This is a genomic window from Chryseobacterium geocarposphaerae (genome assembly GCF_002797535.1).
Taxonomy (GTDB): Bacteria; Bacteroidota; Bacteroidia; order Flavobacteriales; family Weeksellaceae; genus Chryseobacterium; species Chryseobacterium geocarposphaerae.
On record NZ_PGFD01000001.1, the window covers coordinates 421,984 to 448,587 of the forward strand.

24 protein-coding genes are annotated in these 26,604 nt (G+C 37.7%); 20 read left to right on the forward strand and 4 right to left on the reverse strand.

The window, feature by feature from the left end; all coding sequences use genetic code 11:
* Positions 1–6 precede the first annotated feature (6 nt).
* The 8 genes from CLV73_RS01905 (at position 7) to CLV73_RS01935 (ending at position 9,027) form a co-directional block, all read left to right on the forward strand.
* The gene (locus tag CLV73_RS01905; RefSeq protein WP_100375206.1) at positions 7–1,401 is read left to right on the forward strand and encodes a DUF4960 domain-containing protein; all 1,395 of its coding nucleotides are present in this window, start codon (positions 7–9) and stop codon (positions 1,399–1,401) included.
* Between the two features lie 11 nt (positions 1,402–1,412).
* Entirely contained in the window at positions 1,413–2,954 is a 1,542-nt protein-coding gene (locus tag CLV73_RS01910) for a glycoside hydrolase family 32 protein (protein WP_100375207.1), read from the forward strand.
* 3 nt (positions 2,955–2,957) lie between these two features.
* Positions 2,958–3,866 carry a carbohydrate kinase family protein gene (locus tag CLV73_RS01915; RefSeq protein ID WP_100375208.1) on the forward strand — a complete coding sequence of 303 codons (909 nt, stop codon included), beginning with the start codon at positions 2,958–2,960 and terminating at the stop codon, positions 3,864–3,866.
* A 613-nt stretch (positions 3,867–4,479) separates the two neighbouring features.
* The gene (locus tag CLV73_RS01920) at positions 4,480–5,892 is read left to right on the forward strand and encodes an MBL fold metallo-hydrolase (RefSeq protein ID WP_100375209.1); all 1,413 of its coding nucleotides are present in this window, start codon (positions 4,480–4,482) and stop codon (positions 5,890–5,892) included.
* 497 nt (positions 5,893–6,389) lie between these two features.
* Positions 6,390–7,148: an SDR family NAD(P)-dependent oxidoreductase gene (locus tag CLV73_RS01925; RefSeq protein ID WP_100375210.1), complete on the forward strand. Its 759-nt coding sequence runs from the start codon at positions 6,390–6,392 to the stop codon at positions 7,146–7,148.
* Positions 7,149–7,178: 30 nt separating this feature from the next.
* Complete coding sequence (locus tag CLV73_RS01930; protein ID WP_100375211.1) at positions 7,179–8,099, forward strand: helix-turn-helix domain-containing protein; 921 nt, start codon at positions 7,179–7,181, stop codon at positions 8,097–8,099.
* 189 nt (positions 8,100–8,288) lie between these two features.
* Positions 8,289–8,387 carry an AraC family transcriptional regulator gene (locus CLV73_RS19065; RefSeq protein WP_228424155.1) on the forward strand — a complete coding sequence of 33 codons (99 nt, stop codon included), beginning with the start codon at positions 8,289–8,291 and terminating at the stop codon, positions 8,385–8,387.
* A gap of 34 nt (positions 8,388–8,421) precedes the next feature.
* Positions 8,422–9,027: a DNA alkylation repair protein gene (locus CLV73_RS01935; protein WP_100375212.1), complete on the forward strand. Its 606-nt coding sequence runs from the start codon at positions 8,422–8,424 to the stop codon at positions 9,025–9,027.
* Between the two features lie 147 nt (positions 9,028–9,174).
* Here the strand turns inward: CLV73_RS01935 and CLV73_RS01940 are convergent, their stop codons facing one another.
* Positions 9,175–9,609, reverse strand: coding sequence for a RidA family protein (locus CLV73_RS01940; RefSeq protein ID WP_228424157.1), 435 nt, complete (start codon positions 9,607–9,609; stop codon positions 9,175–9,177).
* Positions 9,610–9,960: 351 nt separating this feature from the next.
* Between CLV73_RS01940 and CLV73_RS01945 the strand changes: the two genes are divergently transcribed.
* The 4 genes from CLV73_RS01945 to CLV73_RS01960 all read left to right on the forward strand — a co-directional run bounded on the left by CLV73_RS01945 (position 9,961) and on the right by CLV73_RS01960 (position 16,273).
* Positions 9,961–10,353 (forward strand): hypothetical protein, encoded by a 393-nt coding sequence (locus CLV73_RS01945; protein WP_157798698.1) that lies wholly within the window; start codon positions 9,961–9,963, stop codon positions 10,351–10,353.
* An 89-nt stretch (positions 10,354–10,442) separates the two neighbouring features.
* Positions 10,443–14,810, forward strand: a complete 4,368-nt coding sequence (locus CLV73_RS01950; RefSeq protein ID WP_100375215.1) for a CusA/CzcA family heavy metal efflux RND transporter — start codon at positions 10,443–10,445, stop codon at positions 14,808–14,810.
* Complete coding sequence (locus tag CLV73_RS01955; protein WP_185116750.1) at positions 14,800–14,937, forward strand: hypothetical protein; 138 nt, start codon at positions 14,800–14,802, stop codon at positions 14,935–14,937. The genes CLV73_RS01950 and CLV73_RS01955 overlap by 11 nt, the downstream gene beginning before the upstream one ends.
* Positions 14,938–15,142: 205 nt before the next feature.
* Positions 15,143–16,273 (forward strand): efflux RND transporter periplasmic adaptor subunit, encoded by a 1,131-nt coding sequence (locus CLV73_RS01960; RefSeq protein ID WP_169925733.1) that lies wholly within the window; start codon positions 15,143–15,145, stop codon positions 16,271–16,273.
* A gap of 37 nt (positions 16,274–16,310) precedes the next feature.
* On the opposite strand, the gene CLV73_RS01965 is transcribed toward CLV73_RS01960, so the two are convergent.
* The gene (locus CLV73_RS01965; RefSeq protein ID WP_169925730.1) at positions 16,311–16,532 is read right to left on the reverse strand and encodes a hypothetical protein; all 222 of its coding nucleotides are present in this window, start codon (positions 16,530–16,532) and stop codon (positions 16,311–16,313) included.
* Positions 16,533–16,932: 400 nt separating this feature from the next.
* On the opposite strand from CLV73_RS01965, the gene CLV73_RS01970 reads away from it, so the two are divergent.
* From CLV73_RS01970 to CLV73_RS02005, 8 genes are all read left to right on the forward strand, one after another.
* Positions 16,933–17,430, forward strand: coding sequence for a hypothetical protein (locus tag CLV73_RS01970; protein ID WP_100375218.1), 498 nt, complete (start codon positions 16,933–16,935; stop codon positions 17,428–17,430).
* 288 nt (positions 17,431–17,718) lie between these two features.
* Positions 17,719–18,570 carry a helix-turn-helix domain-containing protein gene (locus CLV73_RS01975; protein WP_100375219.1) on the forward strand — a complete coding sequence of 284 codons (852 nt, stop codon included), beginning with the start codon at positions 17,719–17,721 and terminating at the stop codon, positions 18,568–18,570.
* A 504-nt stretch (positions 18,571–19,074) separates the two neighbouring features.
* Positions 19,075–20,022 carry an alpha/beta fold hydrolase gene (locus tag CLV73_RS01980; RefSeq protein ID WP_100375220.1) on the forward strand — a complete coding sequence of 316 codons (948 nt, stop codon included), beginning with the start codon at positions 19,075–19,077 and terminating at the stop codon, positions 20,020–20,022.
* Positions 20,023–20,217: 195 nt separating this feature from the next.
* Positions 20,218–21,396: an epoxide hydrolase family protein gene (locus tag CLV73_RS01985; RefSeq protein ID WP_228424159.1), complete on the forward strand. Its 1,179-nt coding sequence runs from the start codon at positions 20,218–20,220 to the stop codon at positions 21,394–21,396.
* A gap of 152 nt (positions 21,397–21,548) precedes the next feature.
* Positions 21,549–22,007, forward strand: coding sequence for a hypothetical protein (locus CLV73_RS01990; RefSeq protein ID WP_157798699.1), 459 nt, complete (start codon positions 21,549–21,551; stop codon positions 22,005–22,007).
* A 31-nt stretch (positions 22,008–22,038) separates the two neighbouring features.
* Positions 22,039–23,097: an alpha/beta fold hydrolase gene (locus CLV73_RS01995; RefSeq protein WP_228424161.1), complete on the forward strand. Its 1,059-nt coding sequence runs from the start codon at positions 22,039–22,041 to the stop codon at positions 23,095–23,097.
* Between the two features lie 245 nt (positions 23,098–23,342).
* Positions 23,343–23,768, forward strand: a complete 426-nt coding sequence (locus tag CLV73_RS02000; RefSeq protein WP_228424163.1) for an organic hydroperoxide resistance protein — start codon at positions 23,343–23,345, stop codon at positions 23,766–23,768.
* Between the two features lie 11 nt (positions 23,769–23,779).
* The gene (locus tag CLV73_RS02005; protein WP_100375223.1) at positions 23,780–24,550 is read left to right on the forward strand and encodes an alpha/beta hydrolase; all 771 of its coding nucleotides are present in this window, start codon (positions 23,780–23,782) and stop codon (positions 24,548–24,550) included.
* A 379-nt stretch (positions 24,551–24,929) separates the two neighbouring features.
* Here the strand turns inward: CLV73_RS02005 and CLV73_RS02010 are convergent, their stop codons facing one another.
* Positions 24,930–25,742, reverse strand: coding sequence for a helix-turn-helix domain-containing protein (locus CLV73_RS02010; protein WP_100375224.1), 813 nt, complete (start codon positions 25,740–25,742; stop codon positions 24,930–24,932).
* 126 nt (positions 25,743–25,868) lie between these two features.
* The gene (locus CLV73_RS02015; protein ID WP_100375225.1) at positions 25,869–26,597 is read right to left on the reverse strand and encodes an SDR family NAD(P)-dependent oxidoreductase; all 729 of its coding nucleotides are present in this window, start codon (positions 26,595–26,597) and stop codon (positions 25,869–25,871) included.
* Between the last annotated feature and the right edge of the window lie 7 nt (positions 26,598–26,604).

A 26,604-nucleotide genomic window follows, 5' to 3' on the forward strand; every position in this document is an offset into this window, starting at 1 on the left:
AGATTTATGAAAACAATATTTAATAAACTCCAGGTATATTTCATTTTGCTGGTTTCCGCAATATTGGTCTGGTCCTGCGACAACAATATGGAAGAGGGTCTGGTAACAGACGTTTCGGTGAATGTGTCTTCTTTTAAAGTAAACGGCGTTTCTGGAGACATTGATAATAAAAATGACAAAATCACGGTAACGTTACCTTACGGAACGAGTGTAAAAGCCTTATCGCCAATCATAGAAATTCCGCAAGATGCAGTGATTTCCCCGGCTTCGGGAACTGTAATTGATTTTTCGCAGCCTGTCAAATTCAGAGTAAAGAATGGTAATATTTATAAAGATTATCAGGTGACGGTTCAGTCCCAAGTTCCGATTATCAGTTTTAAAATTAACGGATTATCGGCAACTATCAACCATTCCAGCAAGACGATTTCACTCACAATGCCGGAAGGAACTAATCTTACTGCCTTGCAGCCTGTAATAGAAATGGCAAGCGGAGTAAGCATCAATCCTGCATCAGGAACTACGATTAATTTCAGCAGTCCTGTACAGTTTACCGTTTCCAATGCGAATCTGACTGAAATCTACACGGCAAAAGTAACCACGCCTGTTTCAGGACCAACAGTGGCATTCCTCGGAACAGCGGTAACCAGAACGGGTCTTACCAATCCTGATGAAATTGCAGCTTCTGACTGGCTTTTCGGTAAATTTTCCGGAGCGGTCTACGTTTCAATGGCAGATGTGGCGAGTGGTGCAGCTAACCTAACAGGTATCAATGTGATTTGGTGGCATTTTGACTCGGCTACCGCTTTGCCTGGTGACGCATTGAATGCGAATGTAACTTCCAAAATCAAAACCTATCTGAATGCGGGCGGAAATATTCTTTTAACTGGATTTGCTGCTCAATATGTGGATGCTTTGGGAATTGTGCCTTCGGGAAAAGGCCCGAATAATGTTTTCGGGGATTTCTTACCGAACGGGTTTGTAGATGCGAACAACGATTGGGGAATTTCTTTCAAAGGGAATGAAACGCACCCTGTTTTTGACGGGCTTCAGACCTACGAATCCGGGAAAGCCAATTTTCTTCAGAAAGGAACATTCAGATTGAATCACACCGCGTGGTGGTTCTTGCCGGATTGGGGAGGCTATGTGAACGGAGCCGGATGGAGAACGCAAACAGGAGGAAATAACCTGGCCAGTGAAGCATGGGACGATACTTTGGACGGACGTGTCGCCGTGGCAGAATTTCCGGGAGGAACTGCCAATAAAAAGTGTATTACTATCTCAATGGGCGCTTATGACTGGTACAACGAAACCTCGAACGGAACACCAAGCCAGTCGAACGGATTTTTGGATAACGTCAAAAAAATCACGGAGAACAGTCTTAATTATCTTGTAACGCATTAATATCAGAATCAATGACAATCAAAACAATATATTTAGCCGCTATAATGGCTTTGGCGACTTATTCCTGCCAGAACCATGATTCGGTGGCCGATGTGAATCCGGATGATATTTTCAGACAGACGAACATCTTTCCACAACCGCCCAATCAATGGATGGGAGCTACTAATCCTTATTACACAGCAGGTTATGTCGGCGATGTAATGCCATATTACGAAAACGGAAAATTCCACCTTTTCTTTCTGCATGATGCTAAAATCAAACCTGCAGGCGAAGGATTCCATGATATTCACAGCTTCGAGACGACCAATTTTAAGGATTTTACTTATCAAGGGAGACAAATTCCTTACGGAACGACTTCCGAGCCGGATTTTGGTGTTGGAACAGGAAGTCTGGTGAAAGTCGGGAGTACGTATTATTACTATTACACAGGGCATAACGAGATTGCTTCGTTCTTAGCGGGTAATCCGAGGGAAAGTGTGCTTTTGGCAACAAGTACCGATATGAAAAACTGGACGAAAGTGAAGAATTTTAAGATCACTGCTCCGGCTGGCTATTATGATTATGAATTCCGCGATCCACATGTTTTCTTCAATACTGAAGATGGAAAATACTGGATGCTGGTTTCTGCACAGACTTCAGCTAAAAAAGCGGTTGTTCTTAAATTTACCACAACCAATCCTGCCAGCGGAAACTGGACGGTGGAAAACCCGATTTACACGACAACTTCATCAGAAAATTATATTATGCTGGAATGTCCCGATCTTTTCAAAATGGGCAATTACTGGTATCTTGTTTTCTCTGAAAACTGGAGTAACAATACCGGAACACATTACAGAATCGGAACTTCACCAAACGGACCTTGGACTACACCTGCGAATGACCGGTTGGATGGCTCTTATCTCTATGCTGCAAAGACCGTTTCGGACAATGCCAACCGTTATCTGGTAGGTTGGACTGCAAGAAAAGTCCCTGAAAGCAATACCGGTGGAAAAGACTGGGCGGGAAATCTTGTAGCACATCAACTCGTTAAGAATCAGGATGGAACGTTGGCGGTAAAACCTATTTCTACCTTGCAGTCTGTATTTGGGCAAAATGCTCCTCTTTCCGTAGATAGGATTACAGGTAATGCTTCTCAGAACGGGAATAGCTTTAATCTTTCTGCGAATTCTCAGGTAATGTTCGAGAAGCTCCAGAAGGCCAATCAGATCAGCTTTACGTTGAATGCTCCAGCTAACGGGAAATCAGGATTGATTCTGGCGCAGGACAATGACGGAAAGAATGGTTTTAAAATTTCATTTGAACCTTCTTCCAACAGAATGGCGAGCTATGTAATGAACGGCGGAAGTGAGGATTTTGCCAATGCTTATCCTTTGTCCGGAATCTCGGGAACCAGCTATAATGTAACGGTTTTTATCAGTAATGATGTTTGTGTGGTTTATGTGAATGATAAGTTGGCGTTCAGCAATCGTGTATATGATGTTGTTAACAAAAAATGGAGTATTTTTGGTACTGCGGACAGTTCATTCAGTAATATTAATGTTAAAAATCCTTAATTAATGTTCCTTAATAAAAAAATAAATGCAGTCAGTTTCGGAGAGGTGCTCTTCGATGTGTTTGGAGAAGAAAAGAAAATCGGCGGTGCTCCGCTCAATCTGGCACTCAGAACGGCGTCTTTCGGATTTCCGGTGGCGATGATAAGTGCTGTTGGAAATGATGAGGATGGAAAGGTAATTTGTGACTATGTCAGGGAAAACCAACTTGATACCAGTGGAATTATGACAACCCGGGATTATGATACGGGTATTGTCCAGGTAACATTGAACGAGCGTGGTTCTGCAACTTATGAAATCAAATTTCCGTCTGCCTGGGATTTTATCGAAACTAATGATGATACTTTGAATATCGTTAAAAATGCGGATGTCTTTTTTTACGGAAGCCTTGTCTGCAGGAATGATGCTTCAAGAAATACACTTTTCAGTCTGCTGGATTCCAATCCTGAAATGTTCAAGGTTTTTGATGTGAATCTGAGAAAGCCTTTCTACCATATTGAGCTTCTGGAAAAATTGATGAACAAGGCCGATTTCATTAAATTTAATGATGAAGAAATCCTTGAAATTGCCGCTGAGCTGGGTTTTAAATCAGATGATTTGGAAGAAAACATCCGTTTCATTTCAGAAAAGACAAATACAGGTTCTGTCTGTGTCACGTTGGGTAAACACGGTTCAATATTGCTTTGGAAAGACAAGTTTTACAAGCACGGTGGCTATCCTGTGAAAGTGGCGGACACCGTTGGAGCTGGGGATTCGTTTCTGGCAAGTTTGATTGCCCGATTGTTATCAGATAAAAATCCTGAAATGGCACTGGATTTTGCGAGTGCGGTTGGTGCTTTGGTGGCGAGTTATTCGGGAGCTAATCCGAAGCTTCGAAATGAAGAGATTGAAGAGTTTATAAAGGAAAGGGTTTGAGAGAATTCTTAAGCATTCAAAATGACAATAAAAATGGCACCAACTAAAGATAGTTGGTGTTATTTGTGAACTCGGCAGAATATCATCATTATTCACCTAATTTTTTTATGCCCTACTTCGATTGGATTTGAGATAATATGATAACCAAAGTATTCGCCAAATTAAATTCGATATTTGTTAAAAAATATTTTGGACACTAAAGTAATTTACTTTCAATATTTTTTCGCATTTCCGCAAGCATTTCTGCCAATACCTGTAGGTCCGCCACCTGCAATTACTATACTTAGTTTTTTTTCTGCTTCGGCATCATTCTTTATGATTGATGTCTTTCGATCGACTCATGATGTAAGTTTTGTAAAACGGAAGTATTTTCAACTTACATACTATTATTTAACAAATTGATTATCAGTAAAATAAATTCAATAAAACGCAATTAAAAGGACGATATTTCGTATTTAGACTTTATGAGTACTTTATTTAGTTCTTGCGTTAAAAAAATATCGATGTTAATAATAAGAGATCGAAGTTCGTTTCCGCCCTATAAATTGGGTTTTAGTGACCGTTATCATATTTGTTCTCAAAGGAAGTTTATAACTTTATTAAAAATTAAAAAATGAAGATCGAGCAAATTTATACTGGGTGTCTTTCCCATGCAGCTTATTTTCTGGAAAGCGATGGAGAGGTTGCTATTTTTGATCCCTTACGTGATGTGGATTCCTATATTTCAAAAGCAGAAGCTGGACAAGCTAAAATAAAGTATGTTTTTGAGACCCACTTTCATGCAGACTTTGTAAGCGGACATCTTGAACTAAAAGCCAAGACAGAGGCTGATATTGTTTTTGGGCCCACAGCAAAACCATCTTATGAAGCGATAGTAGCGGATGACGGAGATATTTTCTATGTGGGCAAATGTATGGTAAAGGTGATCCATACACCTGGCCACACCATGGAAAGCACAACATACCTGATCTTTGACGAAAATGGTGATCAGAGCGCTATCATCACCGGGGACACTTTATTTATAGGTGATGTCGGCCGGCCGGATCTTGCACAGCATGTCAACAGTGAGCTTACACAGGATAGATTGGCCAGATTGTTATTTCATTCTTTAAGAGAAAAAATAATGCCTCTTGATGATCATCTGATCGTTTACCCAAATCATGGGGCAGGAAGTGCGTGTGGCAAAATGATGAGCAAAGAGACAACCGATACGTTAGGCCATCAGAAAGAAACCAATTATGCCTTGAGAAAAGATATGACCGAAGATGAATTTGTTTCAGAATTACTTTCCGGCTTAACGGACCCTCCCGGATATTTTCCGAAAAATGTTCTGCTTAACATCAATGGTTATGATCATCTTGATGCTGTACTAATTAAAGGAAAGAACCCGCTGATCGCTGACCATTTTCTAAAGATAACGGAAGATGATGATGTATTGATTTTAGACACCAGAAATGCCTCAGCATTTGCACAAGGTTTTGTTCCTGGTAGCCTTAATATCGGGCTGGATGGAAGCTTTGCCAATTGGGTTGGTGAAATGATCAGTGATATTAATCAAAAAATAGTTTTAGTGACTGATGAGGGGAGAGAGGAGGAAAGTATCGTAAGACTATCAAGAGTAGGATACGACAATACCATCGGTTATCTTAAAGGAGGATTTGAATCCTGGAAGAATGCAAACAAAAAAATTGAAACTGCAGAAAGGATCTCGGCTGAAAAGTTGAAAGAAATCTATGGTGAAAGCCTAATCATCTTTGATGTAAGAAAGAATAGTGAGTTTGAATCCGAACATGTTGCAGGTGCTATCAATGTTCCTTTAAACAAAATAAACTTTCATTTTGATTCTTTTCCAAAGGACAGATCATTTATTATATATTGTGCGGGAGGTTATAGAAGTATGATAGCAGCATCAATACTAAAACAAAATGGATTTAAAGATTTTGCGGATGTCGAAGGAGGCTTTACGGAGATAAAGAAAAATGACCTGCCGAGAACTGCTTATTCAGCACCGACCACGTTTTTATAAGGCTTAATCTTTTACAGAGTTGGAAGGATGTTAAAGTGTCTAAATCATATAATCAGACAATGACAGGTAATTTATAGGAAAGGACAGCTATGAATGAGCAGCTTTCTGTTATAGAAAAATCCAGATAATTCTAGTTTGTAACAGAATAAATACTTATCGAAATACATCACCGTATAAAGTGTTGAACCTATCTGAGGGAAAGATTTTTGGGAAGATTAAAGATTGGTGCAAATACTTTTAGTGAAATGCCTTCATATTTTATACAATTAATCTATGAACGGATATGACGATATATCTTAGGGAGTTATCAATATTGTAAACAAAAGAAGATAGGCGGAACTTCTGAGTTCCTTAATATGAAGATATACATACCGGTTTTATTAATCGACAGATAAAATTGGTTTATATTCAGGATTCTGTTACAAAATACTGCGATATAGATACATCAATAATTTTTCAGATTCCCACTTTTGTTATTCAATTTTAACAAAGAAAAAATGAAAAAAGTATTGATTACAGGAGCCAATAAAGGGATTGGTTTTGAAATGGCAAAACAGCTGGCCGAAAAAGGATATTATATTTTTATCGGCAGCCGAGATCTGCAAAACGGTTTAGATGCAGTAAAGAAACTGAAAGAACAAGGTTTGGAAAATATTAAAGCCATACAACTGGATGTCACTGATCAGGAGTCTGTGAATCTGGCACGTATTGAAATCGGTCGTTCAACAGATTATTTGGATATTTTGATAAATAATGCAGGGATAAACGGGATAGAATTTAATGGCAATACACCTGTCATGCACTCTGCGATCAGGACGGGTGTAGATAAATTTAAAGAGGTCTATGAAGTAAATGTCTTTGGAGTTATCAGGACTACCCAAGCATTTTTTGACTTATTGGAGCGATCCACAGAACCCCGTATTACAAATGTAAGTTCAAGCCAGGGTTCACTGACGTTGCACAGTGATCCAACTTACAAATATTACAATGCAAAAGGAGCGGTGTATCAGTCCTCAAAATCAGCGCTGAACATGTATACCATCGCTTTGGCACATGAGCTGCGTGATACAAACTTTAAAGTAAATGCCGTCAGTCCACCATCTACTGCTACCGATTTTAATCACCATTTGGGTACAAGTACTGTAGAAGTGGGCGCAGAGCATATTCTCCGTTATACCCTTATAGACAATGATGGACCTACGGGCAAATTCTTCTGTGTAGACAACAATCCTAAAACAGGTGAAATTCCTTGGTAACAAACAAAGAGAATTTACTAAATTTATCTAATGAAACAGGATCCTAAAATACCTTACCATTATAATTCTTTAATAGATTTACATCGGATGCTCGGGCTGCCTAAGCCTTTGCATCCGTTGATAAGCCTGATTGATAACAGTTATAATCAATTGCAGGTAAGCCATTTGCCAGATCATCATACTTCTGTTTTTTATAAAATATCATTAAAGCAGAATCTGAAAGGAAAAATAAAATACGGTCAGCAGTATTATGATTTTGACGACGGTGGATTGTTTTTTGTTTCACCTAATCAGGTAACCTCCAACAGTGACACTAACGATGATCATTCAGGGTATACCTTGATCATTCACCCTGATTTTTTACTGACCTATCCTCTTGCAGCAACGATCAAGCGTTATGGCTTTTTTTCTTATTCTGCAAATGAAGCTCTGCATTTGTCGGCAAAGGAAAAGGAAACTATTATTACAATTTTTAAAAATATAGATAATGAGTTGAAAGACAGGTTGGACGACTTTAGCCAGGATGTCATCATTTCACAAATTGAATCATTGCTGAATTACAGTAATCGTTTCTACAAGCGACAGTTCCTGACACGAAAAGCTTTTAATAACAGTTTGTTACAAAAAATGGAAGCCCTGCTTGATGATTATTTCAATGCTGAAAAGTCCTTAATTAACGGTATTCCGACCGTTCAATATCTTGCAGATGAACTGCATCTTTCCCCCAGTTATTTAAGTGATATGCTCCGCAACCTGACCGGGCAAAATGCCCAGCAGCATATACAAGCCAGGCTTATAGAAAAGGCAAAGGAAAAACTATCGACAACAGATCTATCTGTCAGCCAGATTGCTTATGAGCTTGGTTTTGAACATTCACAGTCTTTTAGTAGATTATTTAAAAGTAAAACCAATCAAAGTCCCATTGATTTTAAGTCTTCGTTAAAAAATTAGTTAATCATGATAATAATTTTCTTAAATGTACCGCTGTTTGGTAGTCAGGAAAAAGGGCTTAGATCTATTTATTAAACGAAATTCCTGTCAAGATTATCCTATTGTAAAGCTTTTCATGCTTTACAATTTCTGAATCTAAATTGTCTCAGAAAGAACTAAAATCTGTCATCATGGAGCTTCGGCTATTTGATGGGATTTGAAAATCTTAGCCATTTTACCCGCATATTTGAACGGTATATTGGCATGAAACCAAAGGCTTACAGTATGTTGAACCAAAGTATTGGATAATTTGTTAATTGTAAATTGCATAAAAACAAGGATAATGAATGCACTTATACAGAAGCTGACTGCAGTGGAGCATGGCTTCAAATCATTTGAAGCGGAAGCTCAAAAAATAGTTGACAATCAAACTTTATCGGAGTCAAAAGCAATAGCTATCGATATGCTTCGAAGTGAGTTTTACCAGATTCGGTGTTGTGCCATCTTTATCTTGGGATTTATTACAGCCAAAGATAATACAGTGCTGCTTTTACTAAAGAACGCCGCACGTTCGGATGAAAGCTGGCAGGTGCAGGAAATTATTGCAAAAGCATTTGATCAATACTGTAAAGATAATGGCTATGAAAATTCACTCCCCGAAATCAAGGCGTGGCTCAGTGATGAGCATCCCAATGTTTGCCGTGCGGTTACAGAAGGATTAAGGATATGGACGGGACGGCCTTATTTTAAAACGCATCCTGAAGTGGCTATTGATTTCATTAGCCAACATAAAGCCAACGATAGTGAGTACCTTCGGAAATCGGTCGGAAATTCGTTAAGGGATATCAGCAAAAAATATGGAGAACTGGTCAGAATGGAAATAGCAAAATGGGATCTTCAGGATAAGAGGATTGCCTTCACCTACGATTATGTGCTTAAAAGGCACTGATGAGATTTTAATGATTAGATCTTCGGATGCTTTTTCAAAGTAGGATTGATTTTATATTTATGTTTTTATTAGTTGTTATGTTTATTTAGCTAAGGCTGCATAATTACAATTACTATAGCTGAATTGATAGTAATTATTTTCTATGTACTATTTCGGCAAATGAGCTACCAATTCAACCTCGAGTTTGGAGTCCGGCATATAGAGTCTCTGAACTTGTATCCAGGTGGCAGCGGGAAAATCATTGTTGTAAAATTTCTTCCTTACATTATTATGCTTTTTCATAGCTTCAATGTCCGTTGTGTAGAGGTTTTCCTTTACCACGTTGTCAAATGTTGCACCGTATTTTGAAAGTACTGTTTTTAAATTATTATACACAGAAGTAATTCCTTCCGGTGTAATATTATTTGTTACCACTCCTGAAATATAAATGACATTATCAACCTTTATAGCCTGAGTATATCCTGCCGTACTATCCTGTGTCTTATGATTCCAATGCCATTTTTCTTTCTGTATTTTGGTTTTTTGAGAAAACACATTGCTGAAAACCAAGATAAAAGCAATTATAATTAAATGTCTCATCATGTAAGTAGTATTAGGGTAATTTTAATATTAAGCTGATTTTAATTACTGCAATAAAATTAAAAATATAATCTATTTAAGATATCAGTGTAAATATGTTAAAGTTATTCATTTTCATCGGGCTTTACAATAATAGAATTAAATTTGAAAGTACTGGCTTGACAGGAACAGATAAAAAGTGTTTTGCTGCTCCCATCAAAGACAAAAAATGAAAAGAAATGTTTGCTGGTTGGTCACGCAGAGCTATTAAAAAATATAATTTTTTTTCGATATATGAAAGCTTGATGTGATTTCATGAACATGAAATTATAAAACTTATGAAGAAAATTAATTTCTTTTCATAACTTTGCGAAAGTGAAAAGAGCATTATCCATATTTTTTTTGATCCTATTCCTATCTACAACCATTATAGGAAATCAGCTCTTGAAACTACCCGATCTGATCGAACATTTTATATTGCATCAGAAAGAACATGATAAGGAGTCTAATTCATTTATAGGATTTTTAAAGGAACACTATTCTTATAATAGTCCTCACAATAATTTAGCCAATCAAAGCCATAAGAACTTGCCTTTTAAAAGCTTGGATGTTCATGCTTCTCATATTAGTGTTTTTAACTTTCAGCCTAATACATTTACATTTTTAAAGAGCATTCCCGAAATTAAGGAACAGCCTTTATCTAGTATCAATTCTTTTGTTCCATCTGCTCAGCGCAAAGGCATTTGGCAGCCCCCTCGTTTTTGTTAATCATTTGACATTCTCAAAAGAATTTTCTTTTGAGCCATTACATGTTCGGCTAATGTCGATATGGATGTTTAATGCTTAACAAATAAAATATGCTTAATAAAATAATTGAGTTTTCTATAAAAAATAAACTCATTATCGGGCTTTTTATCGTGGCCTTAATAGGTTATGGCGTATATGAGGTGAAGAAACTTCCCATAGATGCGGTTCCCGATATTACAGATAATCAGGTGCAGATAATTACTGTTGCGCCATCTCTCGGAGCTCCGGATGTAGAGCGATTAATTACATTCCCCATTGAACAGGTCAATAACAATATTCCGGGACTGAAATCACTTCGTAGTTTTTCAAGATTCGGACTATCAGTAGTAACCATTGTTTTTGATGATAATACTGATATTTATTGGGCAAGACAGCAAGTTTCCGAAAGACTTCAGCAAATACAGGATCAAATACCTAAAGGGTTTGGTACACCCATTTTAGCGCCTGTAACAACGGGATTAGGAGAAATCTATCAGTACTCTGTCCGTCCTAAGAAAGGATATGAAGGCAAATACGATGCTATGGAACTTCGTACGATTCAGGACTGGATTGTCCGCCGTCAGCTCATTGGTGTTAAAGGGGTCGCTGAGGTAAGTAGTTTCGGCGGACTTTTAAAACAATATGAAATTGCTGTTGACCCTGCAAGGTTGAAAGCCAATAATGTTTCTATCAGTGATGTATTTACCGCTATTGAAAACAACAACCAGAATACCGGAGGTGCTTATATTGAAAAAGGACCGACTGCTTTGTTTATTCGCAGTGAAGGTCTTGTGGGAACTCAGGAAGATATCCAGAATATTGTTGTAAAAAATCTTGACAATGGTATTCCTTTACTTATCCGCGATATTGCCCAGGTAAGATTGGGAAGTGCTACCCGGTATGGTGCAATGACCTATAATGGAGAGCAACAGGTTTCCGGGGCTGTTGTCATGATGCTGAAAGGAGCCAACAGTAATGAGGTTATCAAAAATATCAAAGAGAAAATTGACCAGATTCAAAAAACACTTCGTGAAGGTGTTGTCATAGATGCGTTTCTTGATCGTACCAAAATGGTTGACAATTCGATCAATACAGTTACCAAAAACCTAATTGAAGGAGCATTAATAGTAGTGTTCGTATTGGTATTTTTCCTGGGAAGTATGCGAGCGGGACTTATTGTTGCCTCTGTTATTCCTTTATCAATGCTTATTGCAGTGATCTTAATGAATACATTCGGAGTCAGCGGTAACCTGATGAGTTTAGGGGCGTTGGATTTTGGTTTGATTGTCGATGGGACTGTCATTATTGTAGAGGCCGTAATGCACAGGATCCGGCATTCAAACGTTTATAGCGGAATTAATATTCTTTCTCAGAAACAAATGGATGCTGAGGTGTTGAGTACATCTACCAGAATGAGAAATGCTGCGGTATTCGGTGAAGCGATCATCTTAATCGTATATCTTCCGATTTTTGCACTAAAAGGAATTGAAGGGAAAATGTTTACCCCGATGGCGCAGACTGTTGCTTTTGCTTTGGCAGGTGCATTTGTATTGTCATTAACGTACGTTCCGATGATGACAGCTTTATTTTTGAGTAAAAAAGTTCAGGTAAAAGAGAACTTTTCGGACAAGATTATGGCAAGATTGGAGAGATCTTATAAAAGTCTATTGGAAAAGGTTCTTGGTTTCCCGAAAGTTATGTTGGTTTCTGTTATATCAATGTTTGTTGTAGCGATCTTGATTTTATCAACTCTAGGAGGGGAGTTTATTCCTTCATTACCCGAAGGAGATTTTGCTGTTGAAACCCGGGTTTTACCGGGTAGCAATGTAAATACTTCGATTGATGCGGTTTCAAAAGGCTCAAAGATTATTTTAGAGAAATTCCCTGAAGTTGAAAAAGTAGTGGGAAAAACGGGAAGCAGTGAAGTGCCAACCGATCCTATGCCGATTGATGCCACGGATATGATGATTATTCTTAAAGACAAAAAGGAGTGGAAGTCTGCCGATTCTTATGAAGAGCTGGAAGAAAAGATGGCGAAAGAACTGGAGGCTGTTCCAGGTGTGACATTCAGTTTTCAGTATCCTGTTGCGATGCGTTTTAACGAGCTGATTTCTGGAGCCAGACAGGATGTTGTGTGCAAAATTTTCGGAGAGGATCTGGATACTTTAGCAAAATATGCGGATCAACTGGGCAAAATTGTTGGTTCGGTTAAAGGGAGCAGCGGTGTCTATGTAGAAGCGGTTACCGGAATGCCTCAGATTGTCATTAAGTTCAACAGGGCAACAATCGCTCAATATGGTTTAAATATTAAAAATGTAAATAATGTAGTAAATTCTGCATTTGCGGGGGCTGTCGGAGGAACCGTCTATGAAGGAGAAAAACGTTTTGATCTAGTAGTCAGATTATTGGGTGATAAGAGACAAAATCTTGAAGATGTTCAAAATTTGCTGGTATCAACTCCCAGCGGACAGCAGATTCCATTGAGTTCCATTGCTGACGTCAATATTGTTGAAGGACCCAACCAAATCCAAAGAGAAAATTCGCAACGTAGAATTATCGTCGGTTTCAACGTTAGGGGAAGAGATGTTCAGAGCTTGGTTCAGGAACTGCAGGACAAAGTTGGAAAACAAATGAAGCTGCCTCCAGGGTACTATGTGACTTACGGAGGAGCGTTTGAAAATCTGCAGGAAGCAAAATCGAGATTATTTATCGCTGTTCCTGTCGCTTTAGCATTAATTCTTATTTTACTTTATTTTGCATTTAACTCAATGAAACAAGCCTTCCTAATTTATACAGCAATCCCGCTTTCGGCGATGGGTGGAATCTTCGCATTGGCTTTAAGGGGAATGCCTTTTAGTATCTCTGCAGGAATTGGCTTTATTGCATTATTTGGAGTTGCGGTACTGAATGGAATTGTTTTAATATCGGAATTCAACCGGCTTAAGAAAGAAGGGATGACCGACTTGCGTGATATCGTTCTTGAAGGAACCAAAGTGCGTTTAAGACCTGTTTTGATGACCGCTTTTGTAGCTTCGCTGGGCTTCCTGCCTATGGCTTTGAGCACCGGAGAAGGTGCGGAAGTACAAAAACCTTTGGCCACGGTGGTTATCGGTGGTTTAATGGTGGCAACGTTGCTAACTCTTTTCGTATTACCAATTCTTTATATTATGGTGGAAAAAAGAAAATTTACATTCAAAGGGAAGTCGGGTAAAGTAATCATTTTTGTATTTCTGTTTTTCGGACTTTTTAGTGCAAAAGGACAGTCCGTTATTTCTTTAAAAGAAGCGACAGATATAGCACTTGAAAACAATCTGTCCGTTAAAAATGAAAAATTAAGAGCTGATTACAATAAACTTCTTATCCAATCAAATGCTGTTATTCCGGCAACAAATGTTACTGCTGAAGTGGGGCAGATCAATAGTTTTTATACAGATGTAAAAGCAGGGATTTCTCAATCAGTTGAGTTCCCTAAAGTATATTCAGCTAATAAAAACCTGCTGACAGAAGTTTGGAAAAGCAGTATGCTAAATATTGGTGTTAAGGAGGCACAACTGCGTAAAAGTGTTGCTCAGGTATATTACAATCTGGTGTATCTACAGCAGAAGAAAAGCCTGTTACAGGAAAACGATAAATTATATGAAGAATTTCTGAGTAAGGCTAATCTCCGTTTTAAAGTAGGAGAAAGCAATATTCTGGAAAAAACCACTGCTGAAAACCAGCGTGGACAAATTGCCCTCCAACTGAAGCAGTTGGAAAGAGATTTGGAAATTTCCCAACTTCAGTTCCAATTATTGCTCAATACGGAAACAGTTTATACCGCTGATATACAAGATAATAATTTACTACAGCAGACTTCGTTAAATGGGGTCTTAGTGACTGAACATCCTTACCTGCAATACCTAAAACAGAAAAGAGATATTTCTGTAGCTGAAACCGAGGTCGAAAAAAGTAAACTTCTGCCAAGTCTTTCCTTGGGTTACAATATTATGGGAATGAAAGGAACGGGAGCAGACAATAAAAATTACAACAGTACTCCACGTTTTCAGTCAGTTGTTGTTGGAGTTGGTATTCCTATCTTTAATGGCGGGCAGAAAGCTAAGATAAAAGCCTCAGAAGCTGGTCAGGTAGTGGCTGCAGCTGAGTATGAGTCAAACCTGAAAAATTTTGAGACCAGTTATCAATCTGCTCTCATCGATTTTCAAAAATACAATGAGGCTGTTGATTATTACCAAAATACTGGAATGAAGCATGTTGGAATAATTAATTCTACTGCTAAAAAACAGTTTTTGGGAGGAGATATAGATTATCTTCAATGGGTGATCCTGACCAATCAGGCTATCGAAATTCAGAATCAATATATTGAGGCATTGAAAAACCGTAACAATAGCCTGATCGAGATTAATTCGTTCGATCCAAAATTTAATGCCAATGGAAACTAAAGACCAGAAAACATGTGTTCAAAAGCTTACAGAGCCTTTTCTTGCTTTGAAAAATAAGGATTTTGCAAAGCTTTACTTGGCGCAAATGAAAGTCTTATCGGAAATGCATTTAAATGGGTTGGGTTAGCGCTTTTGGCCTATCAATTTGGCAAAGAGTGTTCTGCGGTGATATTGGCAAGCGCACTGACTTTACCCATTGCAGGCTTCTTGGGGTCTGACTTTCCCCAAAAGGAATTTTTATATGGTGGACTTATGATTATTCTCTTTTCCATCATCGCTGTATTGGTTTTTAAGCCATCCCTTAAATTTAATTCAAAATCAAATAATTAATTATGAACAGATTAATGCTCATCATATGCACGGTACTTCTACTTGGTTCTTGTAAAGGAAATAAGGAAGATGAACAAAAAGGAGAAGTGACTGCAAAAACAGAAAATAATATAGTGACCCTAACCGATGTACAGTATAAGAATGCTGGAATTGAGGTAGGCAGTATCGGTAATCAAAGTATTTCATCCAAGCTCAAGGTTAATGGAAAAATTGATGTTCCTCCTCAAAATAAGATTTCGGTGAGTGTACCTTTAGGCGGATATTTGAAATACTCCAGACTTCTGCCGGGAATGCAGGTTTCAAAAGGCCAGATCATTGCGGTTATTGAAGACCCTCAGTATATACAAATTCAACAGGATTATCTGGTCGCTAAAGCTCAGTATGCCTATAATAACAGTGAGTACAACAGACAAAAACAGCTGAATGTAAGCAAGGCCACAAGTGATAAAGTATATGAGCAGGCAAAATCCAATTATCAAACACAAAATGTGTTGGTTAAATCCTTAGAGCAGAAACTCAGATTAATTGGTATCAATCCTTCAACATTATCAGCGAATAATATTTCGAAAACAATTAATATTTATTCATCAATTAATGGTTTTGTATCGGCTGTCAATGTTAATATCGGAAAGTATGTCAATCCAACCGAAGTACTTTTTGAACTGGTTAATCCAACGGATATCCATTTAGCTTTACATGTTTATGAAAAGGATATAGATAAATTGTTGGTGGGGCAAACTGTTTGGGCTTACACCAATACAAATCCCGGTAAGAAATACAGCGCTAAAATTATCCTGATCAGTAAAAATGTTTCCGCAGATAATACCGTTGAAGTGCACTGCCACTTTGATAATTATGACAAAGAACTTATTCCTGGGATGTATATGAATGCTGATATCGAGGCCCAGACCAGCAATGCTTCTGCACTGCCCGATGATGCCATCGTAAGATTTGAGAATAAAAACTATGTTTTTGAGCTGAAAGGAAAAAATAAGTTTGAAATGAAGGAAGTTAAAACTGGAACTTCTGAAAATGGTTTTACAGAAATACTGCAGACAGATTTTGCTGGAAAACAATTTGCTACAAAAGGAGCATACAACCTTTTAATGCCATTAAAAAATACAGAGGATTAATAATTGATTTATAATTTTAAAGTAAAAGCTTCGGATTTCAGGAGCTTTTACTTTTTATCAGATAATTTTTGTCTTTCTTATGATTGTGAACAGCTACGTCTGCAATACCGTTTCCAACCAATGCTTTTATGACCGGAGCAACTTCAGGAGGTCCGATAGTATATTTATAGACACCGTTATTCATATCTCCGGTTATTCCCAGAATAGTATCTAACTTTTTAGTGTCAATGGTATTTTCAACTTTTCTGCCAATACTCAAAAGATAAAGCAATTAGTATGTATTAAAAAATAGATCTTGCAAAATCAATGATTTGTAGGACTTTTTTATTTATGGGAATTGTTAAATTTTTCAAAAGCACTCTAAAGGTTTGTGGTAGAATTGTGACGATATTAGGAAATTAAAACTTGCCACAGACTTTCACGTCGGGATAAACCCTATGTATTTCAAAATCAACAGGATTGGTCTCAGTTCCCAAACGATATATCAAGTGTAAATAAGTTTGGGAATATGATAAAGAATAATGCCCTCCTATTAATAATGGCTGAAATTGGTGTGAGCCATATTACCAAATTATTGAACTAAATTACAAAAAGGTAAGCATTTTTAATTTGCAATTTTGAACCATCAATAGAAAGTTTATAATTAAAAAATTAAAATTATGGGTTTATCAAATTTGGGTATTTTTCATACCGTTATCGGAATTATAGCAATTATTTCAGCAATTATTTCCTTAATTAAAAGTGGTAAAATAAATCTAGACACACTGGCAGGGAAAATATATTTTTATTTCACGTTGATTTCCTCTTTGACAGCTTTAGGTTTATCAAGTGTGAAGGGGGTTAATCCAGGACATATTCTGGCTTTACTTATCGTGATGTTGATATCTGTAGCCTATATTCTGTATGTAAGAAAGAAGGGTAATAACGGTTATCGTTTAATAGAAAATTTTTTTCTGTCTTTCAGTTTTTTTCTATCCTTAATACCCACTGTTAACGAAACTTTTAGCCGGGTGCCAGTTGGAAATCCTATAGCATCAGGACCAAAAGACCCAATAATCGGAACAACTATACTTTTTATCTTCGTTTTGTTTATTATTGGTTCGATATTGCAGTTTAGAAAGCAAAAGAGGATAAACAAAAATTATATTACTCCTTAAAGGTAATATTTTGCTTCGGTCTGAACTTTTTTAATATCTCTATTATGAGTGCTTGCTTTATCTACACTTGGTTATAAAGCCTTTGGGGCGGATTGATGCTACATTCAACTTATAATCTGTTTATTCGGTGGTTTCTAGCATCTATTACGGTATCAAATAAGTTATATCTTAGCATATAGGAAAATTTGATATGGCTCTTGAGTTCTTTCAGTCGTCTTTGCCTTTTACTTTTGTAGACGAAGAAGGGGATGTAATGCGGTCCATCATTTTAAAATCTAAGTACTTCTTATGGTTACAGACTATAAAAAATTTGATCTATTCGGAAAAACACTGATTCAGAAAGTGGATTTTAAACCACCTTTTCAATTTGCTTTTCCGGTTGCAGAACAGGCTTGCTTCCTTTATATGTTGCGGGGTGAAATAGAATATCGGTCAGAAGATGATCAACTGAAAATAGAAGATAAACGCTCATTATTACTTAACTGTATGGCTTCCGGCCAGCAGATACAAAATAACAATTCGGAAAGCAATGGTGAAATCATCATTGTTACCTTTCATCCGGACATTCTTAAAAAAGTATATGATAAGGAGATCCCCACGATCTTTATGCCCAATAATCAGGTCACCAACCAAAATAAAAAGAGAATCAATAATGATTTTCTTATTCAAAAATACATAGAAGGTCTGCTTTTTTATTTTGAAAATCCTTCTTTGGTAAACGATGAAATTCTGATTTTGAAGCTTAAGGAAATAATCCTCTTACTGTCTCAAACCCAAGACGCTGAAAATATTCAGGTCATACTTTCACAGCTTTTCTCATCAACGACTTATTCCTTCAAACAGATTATTGAAGCCAATCTGTTTCTGCAGTTAGGAATCGAAGAACTGGCACAGAAAACAAATCTGAGCATTTCGTCTTTTAAAAGGGAATTTAAAAAGTTATATGATGATTCGCCTGCCAATTATATTAAATCCAAAAGACTTGAAAGGGCTGCAGAACTCCTCATAGCTACCAGTGAAAGGATTACGGATATTGCATTTGACTGTGGATTTAACGATCTTGCAAATTTTACTAAAAGTTTTCACGAAAGATATCAGCAATCTCCTACAAATTACCGGTTGAAGTTAAAAGAAGAGTAACCATACTGGTAAAAAGGTTTCAAAAACGCATGTATTATTAAAATTTAAAATAAATTTCATTGGTCTAAGATTCCAAATCTTTCAGAATTAATTCAAATCATTGTCTTTTACTATTTCTCGCCAAGCGATTATTTCAGCAATAATATTCTGAAGGGCTACAATATTCAATAAATTCATATTCAATTAAACAGAAATCCATCTGGATAGACTGTTCTTTTTACCATTTAATATTCAGTTATCGTTTCTGCTTAACTGATTAAGAAATTCAAACTTCATCTCCTACAATTCAATATTTTCATTGTTTTTCCAGACAACAATTATTTAAATGAACACAGGCTTATCAGTGATCCAGTCTTTATTGGGATGGCCCAGCTATTTAGGTCTCTTTATTTAAAGATATAAATGTCTATTTCATCGTTCCAAATGTCCAGTTCACCTATTTAATAGATAATTACGGTCTAGATATACAATATGTTTGTACCATAATTTCTAAAAAATATTACAATGAAAGCAATCAAAAAGTTTACAATCGCAAGCACATTATGTGCAAGTTTATTTTCCGTAGCATTAATTTCCTGTAGTGATGATAATGACCTTTCAGTAGTCCAGGAAGCACCTGTGGTAAGCCACAATAATGCGAAGACTAATTTTATTAATGTAAAGGGAACGGATTTCGCTTACCGCAGCTGGGGTAAGGAAGGAGGGATTCCGTTAGTTTTATTGCCGGGTACCGGTGGTTCAATGGATGACTGGGATCCCGCAGTAACTGATGGACTTGCCAAGCAGTACAGATTAATCATATTTGATAATAAGGGAGTAGCTTCATCAAAGGGAACAACTCCCAATACGATCCAGGAAATGGCTAACGATGCTATTGATTTCATTAAAGCTATGAATCTAAGTAAGGTCAATATCATGGGGTTCTCTATGGGTGGTTTTGTGGCACAGCGAATTGTATTGACTGAGCCTGGTTTGATCAATAAGATCATTTTGGCCGACAGCGGTCCTAAAGGTGCAATCGGGTTATCAAATCTTCCTAACATCATTGCAGGAACAGCAGGATTAAGTCCTGAAGAATCCTATTTAAAATTCGGTTTTACTGATTCGCCATCTAGCATTGCTGCCGGCAAAGCTTCTTTTACCAGAGTTCATTTACGTACGATCGACAGAGACCCTGCTTTGAGCGATGCTACTTCAACAGCACAGTTTACTGCAGTACTGGCATGGGCAATGCCGGATGCATCGGCACTTGATGAGATCAAAACCATCAAGAAACCTTTTCTAATTGTCCATGGAGACAAGGACCTTCCCATAGCGATCCAGAATGCTTACAATATGAAGCAAAACTTAGATAATTCTGAATTATTGGAATTTTCCGATTCAGGTCATGCTGCTTTTTATCAGAATTATGAAGCCTTCTTGGCAAAAGCGGTAGCCTTCTTGGGGCAATAATAATATACTCAAATAATCCACATAAACGAGCAGTATAATTAACAGATAAGCTAGCACATATTAATATAAAAATCCTTAAAAGAAATGAAAACAAAAATAACAACAATGCTTATGTTTGCTACATTAGCACTAAATATTCCCACAATCACCAATGCTCAAGCCAAAAAGGGAAAAATAGAAACCTCGAATTCTGATATGAGTATCAGACCGTTCAAGATCAATATTCCACAAACAAAACTAAACGATTTAAAAAGACGTATTTCGGAAACCCGCTTTCCTGATAGAGAAACGGTCAAAGATGAATCTCAGGGAATACAGCTGGCTCAATTAAAAGAACTGATCGACTATTGGGGAAATGGTTATGACTGGCGCAAATTGGAAAATAAGCTAAATGTGCTTCCACAATTTGTCACAAAGATAGACGGCCTGGATATCCAGTTTATTCATGTACGTTCAAAGGAAAAAAATGCCTTGCCAGTGCTTCTCACTCATGGTTGGCCGGGTTCACCGCTGGAATTTATTGATACTATCGGCCCATTAACTGATCCGGTTCGATATGGAGGAAAAGCTGAAGACGCTTTTGATGTTATTATTCCTGCAATCCCGGGTTACGGCTTTTCTGAAATTCCAACAGAAGTCGGCTGGAACCCTGACCGTGTTGCCAGAGCCTGGGATACACTTGTAAAACGTTTAGGTTATTCAAAATATGTTTCTGAAGGCGGTGATCATGGATCGGTGATCTCAGATGCACTGGGTAGACAGGCTCCTACTGGATTATTGGGTATCCACCTGACAATGCCTGCAACAATTCCCTCAGAATTGGTAAAACCTATCAATGCGGGAGATCCAGCCCCAGAAAGTCTTTCAGTAGAGGAAACCAAAGCTTATAATTCATTAAGCACCTTCTTTGGAAAAAATGCAGCCTACGGGGGGATGATGGTCACCAGACCGCAGACTACAGGCTATCTGTTGTCAGATTCTCCCAGTGCGTTTGCGGCATTTTTATATGAAAAAATTGTCGAGTGGACTGAAAGTGACCTAAAACCTGAAAAAGTAATCAGTAGAGATGCGATCCTTGATGATATAACACTGTACTGGCTAACGAACACGGGGGCATCGTCTTCACGTTTTTATTGGGAAAACAATAACAATAATTTCAGTTCTCAACACCAGAAAACAAAGGATATAAAGGTTCCGGTAGCAATATCAGTTTTTCCCCATGAAATCTACCAGGCTCCCGAAAGTTGGTCCAGAGCCGCTTACCCTTCGTTGTATTATTATCATAAAGCTGCCAAAGGGGGACATTTTGCTGCCTGGGAACAGCCACAGATCTTTACTGAAGAGCTAAGAGCAGCGTTTAAACCACTCAGATAATTTGTTCAAATATCGGACTCACTTCACCTTCCGAGTTGTCTGTTTCAGGGATTAAAACGCCTGGTTGAGCTACTTTATACTGGCATATGCGTGATAATTAGTGTCTATTTGCATCACAAAACTTAAGGTTTAACAAATTAAAAAACAAAGACATGAACAGATTAGCAATTTTAATGATGATGGTTTTTATGTTGTTCTGTGGACATTCTAACGGACAGATATCAGCAGGTCAGGGAATATGGGAATGTACTCTTAAAAGAAAATCAGCCGATGAAGGAGAAATCCTGATGAAGGGGAAAATAGTACCGGAATTGCAGATGTACGAATTTGGCAACAGGACAAAAGGTCCCATCAAAATAAGCTTTAAATTTCAGCCTGACAATTCGTACCAGTCGGGAGAAAATATTAGCCGGCTCCAACCACTAAGGAAGTTTGAGCAGCTTTTGGGTATACCGGTCATTTATTCTGAGAATGAGGCTGAATTTGATCAGAAGATCAAACTGAAAGGGAAGGATGGTACAATCAGGGGAGCTATCCAGTTTATGCAATGTAGCGAACAGATATATGTTGTACCACAGGATTTTGGTGTTTCGCTAAAAATTTTCAAATAACAATTTGTAGAATTAAATTAAAATTCAGATCATGAAATCAATAAAAGAAATTTTGTACGGTTATTTCAGCAAGACAGCAATAATTGCACTTGTGGTAACAATGTCATTGGGAATAATTGCACCGTCATTACAGGCGCAGCAGACAATCCAAAAACAGGAGATACCTTCCGATACTTCGGTAAGTTCGGCATTTCAGCACACGAAAAAAATTAGGGCCGGGCTGCTTGATATAGGGTATGCAGAGGTTGGACCAAGTACCGGAAAGCCTGTTATATTGCTTCACGGATGGCCATACGATATTCACAGTTTTGAAAAATCTTCTGAGCTGCTTGCTTCGAAAGGATATCGAGTATTGGTTCCATATCTCAGAGGATACGGAACGACAGCTTTTGTATCGCCAAAGACGGTACGTAACGCTCAACAATCTGTCGTGGCACTTGATATTATTGCGTTTATGGATGCTCTGAAAATAGATAAAGCCATCATTGGTGGTTTTGACTGGGGAGCCAGGACTGCGGATATTATGGCCGCTCTTTGGCCGGAGCGTGTGTCTGCATTGGTAGCTGTGAGCGGATACCTTATCGGGAGTCCAAAAGCAAATGAGAATCCGCTGCCACCAAATGCAGAATTATTATGGTGGTATCAGTATTATTTTGCGACTGAAAGAGGATATAAAGGCTATAAGGCTAATACAGGGGCTTTCAATAAGCTGATCTGGAAAACAGCATCGCCCAAGTGGTCATTTGATGAAGAAACTTATCAGCGTTCTGCCAAAGCATTTGACAATCCTGATCATGTGGATATTGTCATCCATAATTACCGCTGGCGCCTGGGATTGACCCCTGGAGAAAAACAGTATGATGAACTCGAGGCCAAACTTGCGAAATCGCCTGATATCACGGTGCCGACAGTTACCCTTGAAGGTGATGCGAATGGCGCAGCATTTCCGCTACCTGAAAATTATGCTTCTAAATATAAAGGGAAATATGTGCATCATACTTTAACAGGGGGTATCGGGCACAACTTGCCGCAGGAAGCTCCCCGTGAATTCGCTGATGCAATTATTGAAGCAGATTCGCTGTCCAGATAATAGAGGCGGTTTTGTTCCTAGTTAATCAAATAAGAGAAATGTATAGGAAAAAAGGCTTAGTTCTTTGATGTCCGGATTGCCAATCCATATTATCCAGCACATCATTTTAATTCTCCACTTCAGGTCTTAATATACCTATTTAAGCCACTTTGAATTATTATAGTTAGAAACTTTATTATCATAACGGAAGACAAAAAGATTTTTTAGAACATAAAAACAATTAGTTAACACTTAAAACAATTAAAATGAAAACAATTACAAAAATTGATAAAGTACTTTATACAGCTAAGACTCACACAGTAGGGGGCAGAGAAGGAAGTGCTAAAAGCAGTGATGAGAAATTGGATATTTTACTTACTCCTCCGGGGTTAAATGGAAAGGGGACAAATCCTGAACAGCTTTTTGCAGCGGGATGGTCCGCCTGCTACATCGGTGCATTGGGACTTGCAGCAAAAAAACTGGGAATCGTACTTCCAAAAGATACATATGTAGATGCGGAAATAGACCTGGGATTAAACGGAGAAGCATATAGTCTTCAGGCAAGATTGTTTGTCAGTGTTCCCGGAATTAAAAATGAGATCGCGGAACAGCTTATAGAACTCGCTCACCAGACCTGTCCCTATTCAAAAGCGGTAAAAGGGAACATCAGTATTTCAACAACAATTATCTAATAACAATCGTCATGATCAAAAAAATCCAGCTTTCACTCTTAGTGATATTTACAATAGTTTTTGGCCTTTCAAGCTTAAAGGCGCAAAATAAAGATAACAGTGCAAAAATCAAAAATGTAGTTCTTGTCCATGGTGCTTTTGTAGATGGTTCTGGTTGGAGAGGAGTGTACGATATTCTGACAAAACGTGGTTATAATGTGACCATCGCTCAGATCCCACTGACTTCACTGAAAGATGACAACGAAACTGTTCGCAGGGTATTGGATAAGCTTGACGGACCAGCTGTTTTAGTGGGGCATTCCTGGGGCGGAACGGTCATTACTGAAGTAAGTTCCCATAACAATGTTGCATCATTGGTATATGTAACCGCTTTCCAGCCAGACAAAGGCGAAACTACTGATACTTGGTATTCTTCACAGCCAGGACTTCCCGAAGCGGACATCTTACCTCCGGATGCTGAAGGATTGGCCTATTATGATGTGAAAAAATTCCATGCAGGATTCGCAGCAGATCTTGATCACGATCTGGCAACATTTATGGCACATTCACAAAAACCAATATCGGCATCTTCTTTTACAGCGGTGGTAACGGCTGCTGATTGGCATACCAAACCAACATTCGGGATCATACCAACAGCGGATAAAAGTATCAACCTACTTATTCTGAGAAATATGTACAGGAGATCTGGAACAAAAGTTACAGAAATCAACGGTGCTAGTCATGCGGTATTTATTTCCCATGCAAAGGAGGTGGCAGATGTTATCATTGCTGCATCTAAATAAATGATCAATGGGAAAATTTTTTGCCATATTATATATACACTCATTTAAGTGAGCAATGTCTATATAACTCTAGCGTATTTGTATCAGCGATAACATAAAGGATTTAAATTTGCTTAATATTTTCATGATTTAGATGTAATGTATTTATTTATATGTCATATACTTTTCATCTAAAAATATCATGAAAACCAGAAGCTTTTAAATCTTCTGTTTTGCAGGAAATGGCTCAAATAATTTTTTTGTTTTTCCATAATACAAAAAGAAGCCTTCAAAAAACGAGGGCTTCTTTTGTATTCGATTTATTTATAAAAGTTTACAAAAGGAATATATAGGAAATGACGTTTCAAAAAAGGGCTTGGTAAAAAAACAGACAGAATCGTTAATTCTTGGCTGCCAATAATTCCGTGGGCGAATAACCGAATTGTTTTTTAAAAGCATATGAAAAGTGTGAAAGATTTTCGAATCCTACTTCATAACAAACTTCAATCGGCTTCATCTTCTTTTCAACAAATTGGTAATGGGCTAATTCTAACCGTTTTTTTGTCAGCCATCGCTGCGGTGTGATATTGAATATTTTACTAAAATCCCTTTTAAAAGTGGTAAGGCTTCTTCCTGTCAGATATCCAAATTTCTCCAGTGGCAAGTTGAACATAAAGTTCTTTTCCATATACGCTGCCAAGTCAATTTTTCCGGGTTCTTCAAAATTGGCAAGGACATTATCTATTCCTTTATCGATTGCACGGAGGATGCTTATTGCTTCTGTGATTTTTAATGAAGCTATATTTTGCGGAATTTCCTGCATTTCAAAATAAGGAATCAATGAGGAAAGGCAACTCTCCAGTAACGGATGATTATTGTAGTATTGTATTCTTTGTGAATGCCGTACATCGGGTTTTACATCCAGATCTGCATAGAAGTTTTTTAACATGTCCGCCGTTAAGTGCATGACAACTGTCTTATGGGGTTGCCCGTCTTTAGGATAATTGATAATGGTAGCCAGCTGATTCCTCGGGATTAAGAAAATATCACCTTTTTTAAAAAGATACGTAGCATCAGCCTGTACAATTTTTGTTTCGCCGGAAATAAACCAGATCAGCATATGACACTCGAAACTGATATCCGATTTAAAAAATTTATCCTCATAACATGACAGTTTAATATCGTCTGTAATATATTTTGCTTTATATTCCATAATGATTGCTATTTGTTTGGCTTCTAAGCTAGAATAATATATAAATATAAAAATTTCATATTGATTACTTTGCTTAAAAGCCCATTATTTGTATTTGAAGAGCCTAGTTCTTACGTTGATAATATTTTAAACAGATTGGCCGCCATCAACCAGAAAATTCGAACCGGTAATGAAAGAAGAATTGCTTCCGGATAAAAAAGTTATCAGATCCGCTACTTCATCAGGTTTGCCTAATCTGGAGAGTGGGATACTGTCAATTAATTGGTGTTCCAACTGATCATTCAATCCGATTTTGTCCATAATTTCCGTAGCAATTGGGCCGGGACTTACCGCATTCACACGGATATTCCGGGGAGCCAATTCAAGAGCAGCTATTTTGACCACTGCATTTACGGCAGCTTTACTGGCTGCATAAACCGATGCATTTGCCGGAGAAATCGTTGCCGAGGTTGACGAAAGTAATATCACAGATGCACCCTCATTGAGAATAGGAATAAACTTACTCAGTGTAAAATAAGCACCTTTGAAATTAACATTCATGATTTCGTCAAATATATCCTCTTTCATTTGTTCTATGGGGCCAAATTTTGTTATCCCCGCGTTGATCAGCAAAATATCCACTTTTCCAAATTTTCTGGTAATATCAATAACCAGTTGATCAATATCGGATAATTTGGATTGATCGGCAATCAAACCCGTTACTCCCAACTCGGCAGCAGCTTTCTCCAGGGCTTCTTTTCTTCTGCCCGTAATGATTACACTGGCAGATTTTTCTTTCAGTGCTTTTGCGGCAGCATATCCGATTCCACTGTTGCCGCCTGTAATGACGGCAACTTTATGATCTAAACTTTTCATTTTAATA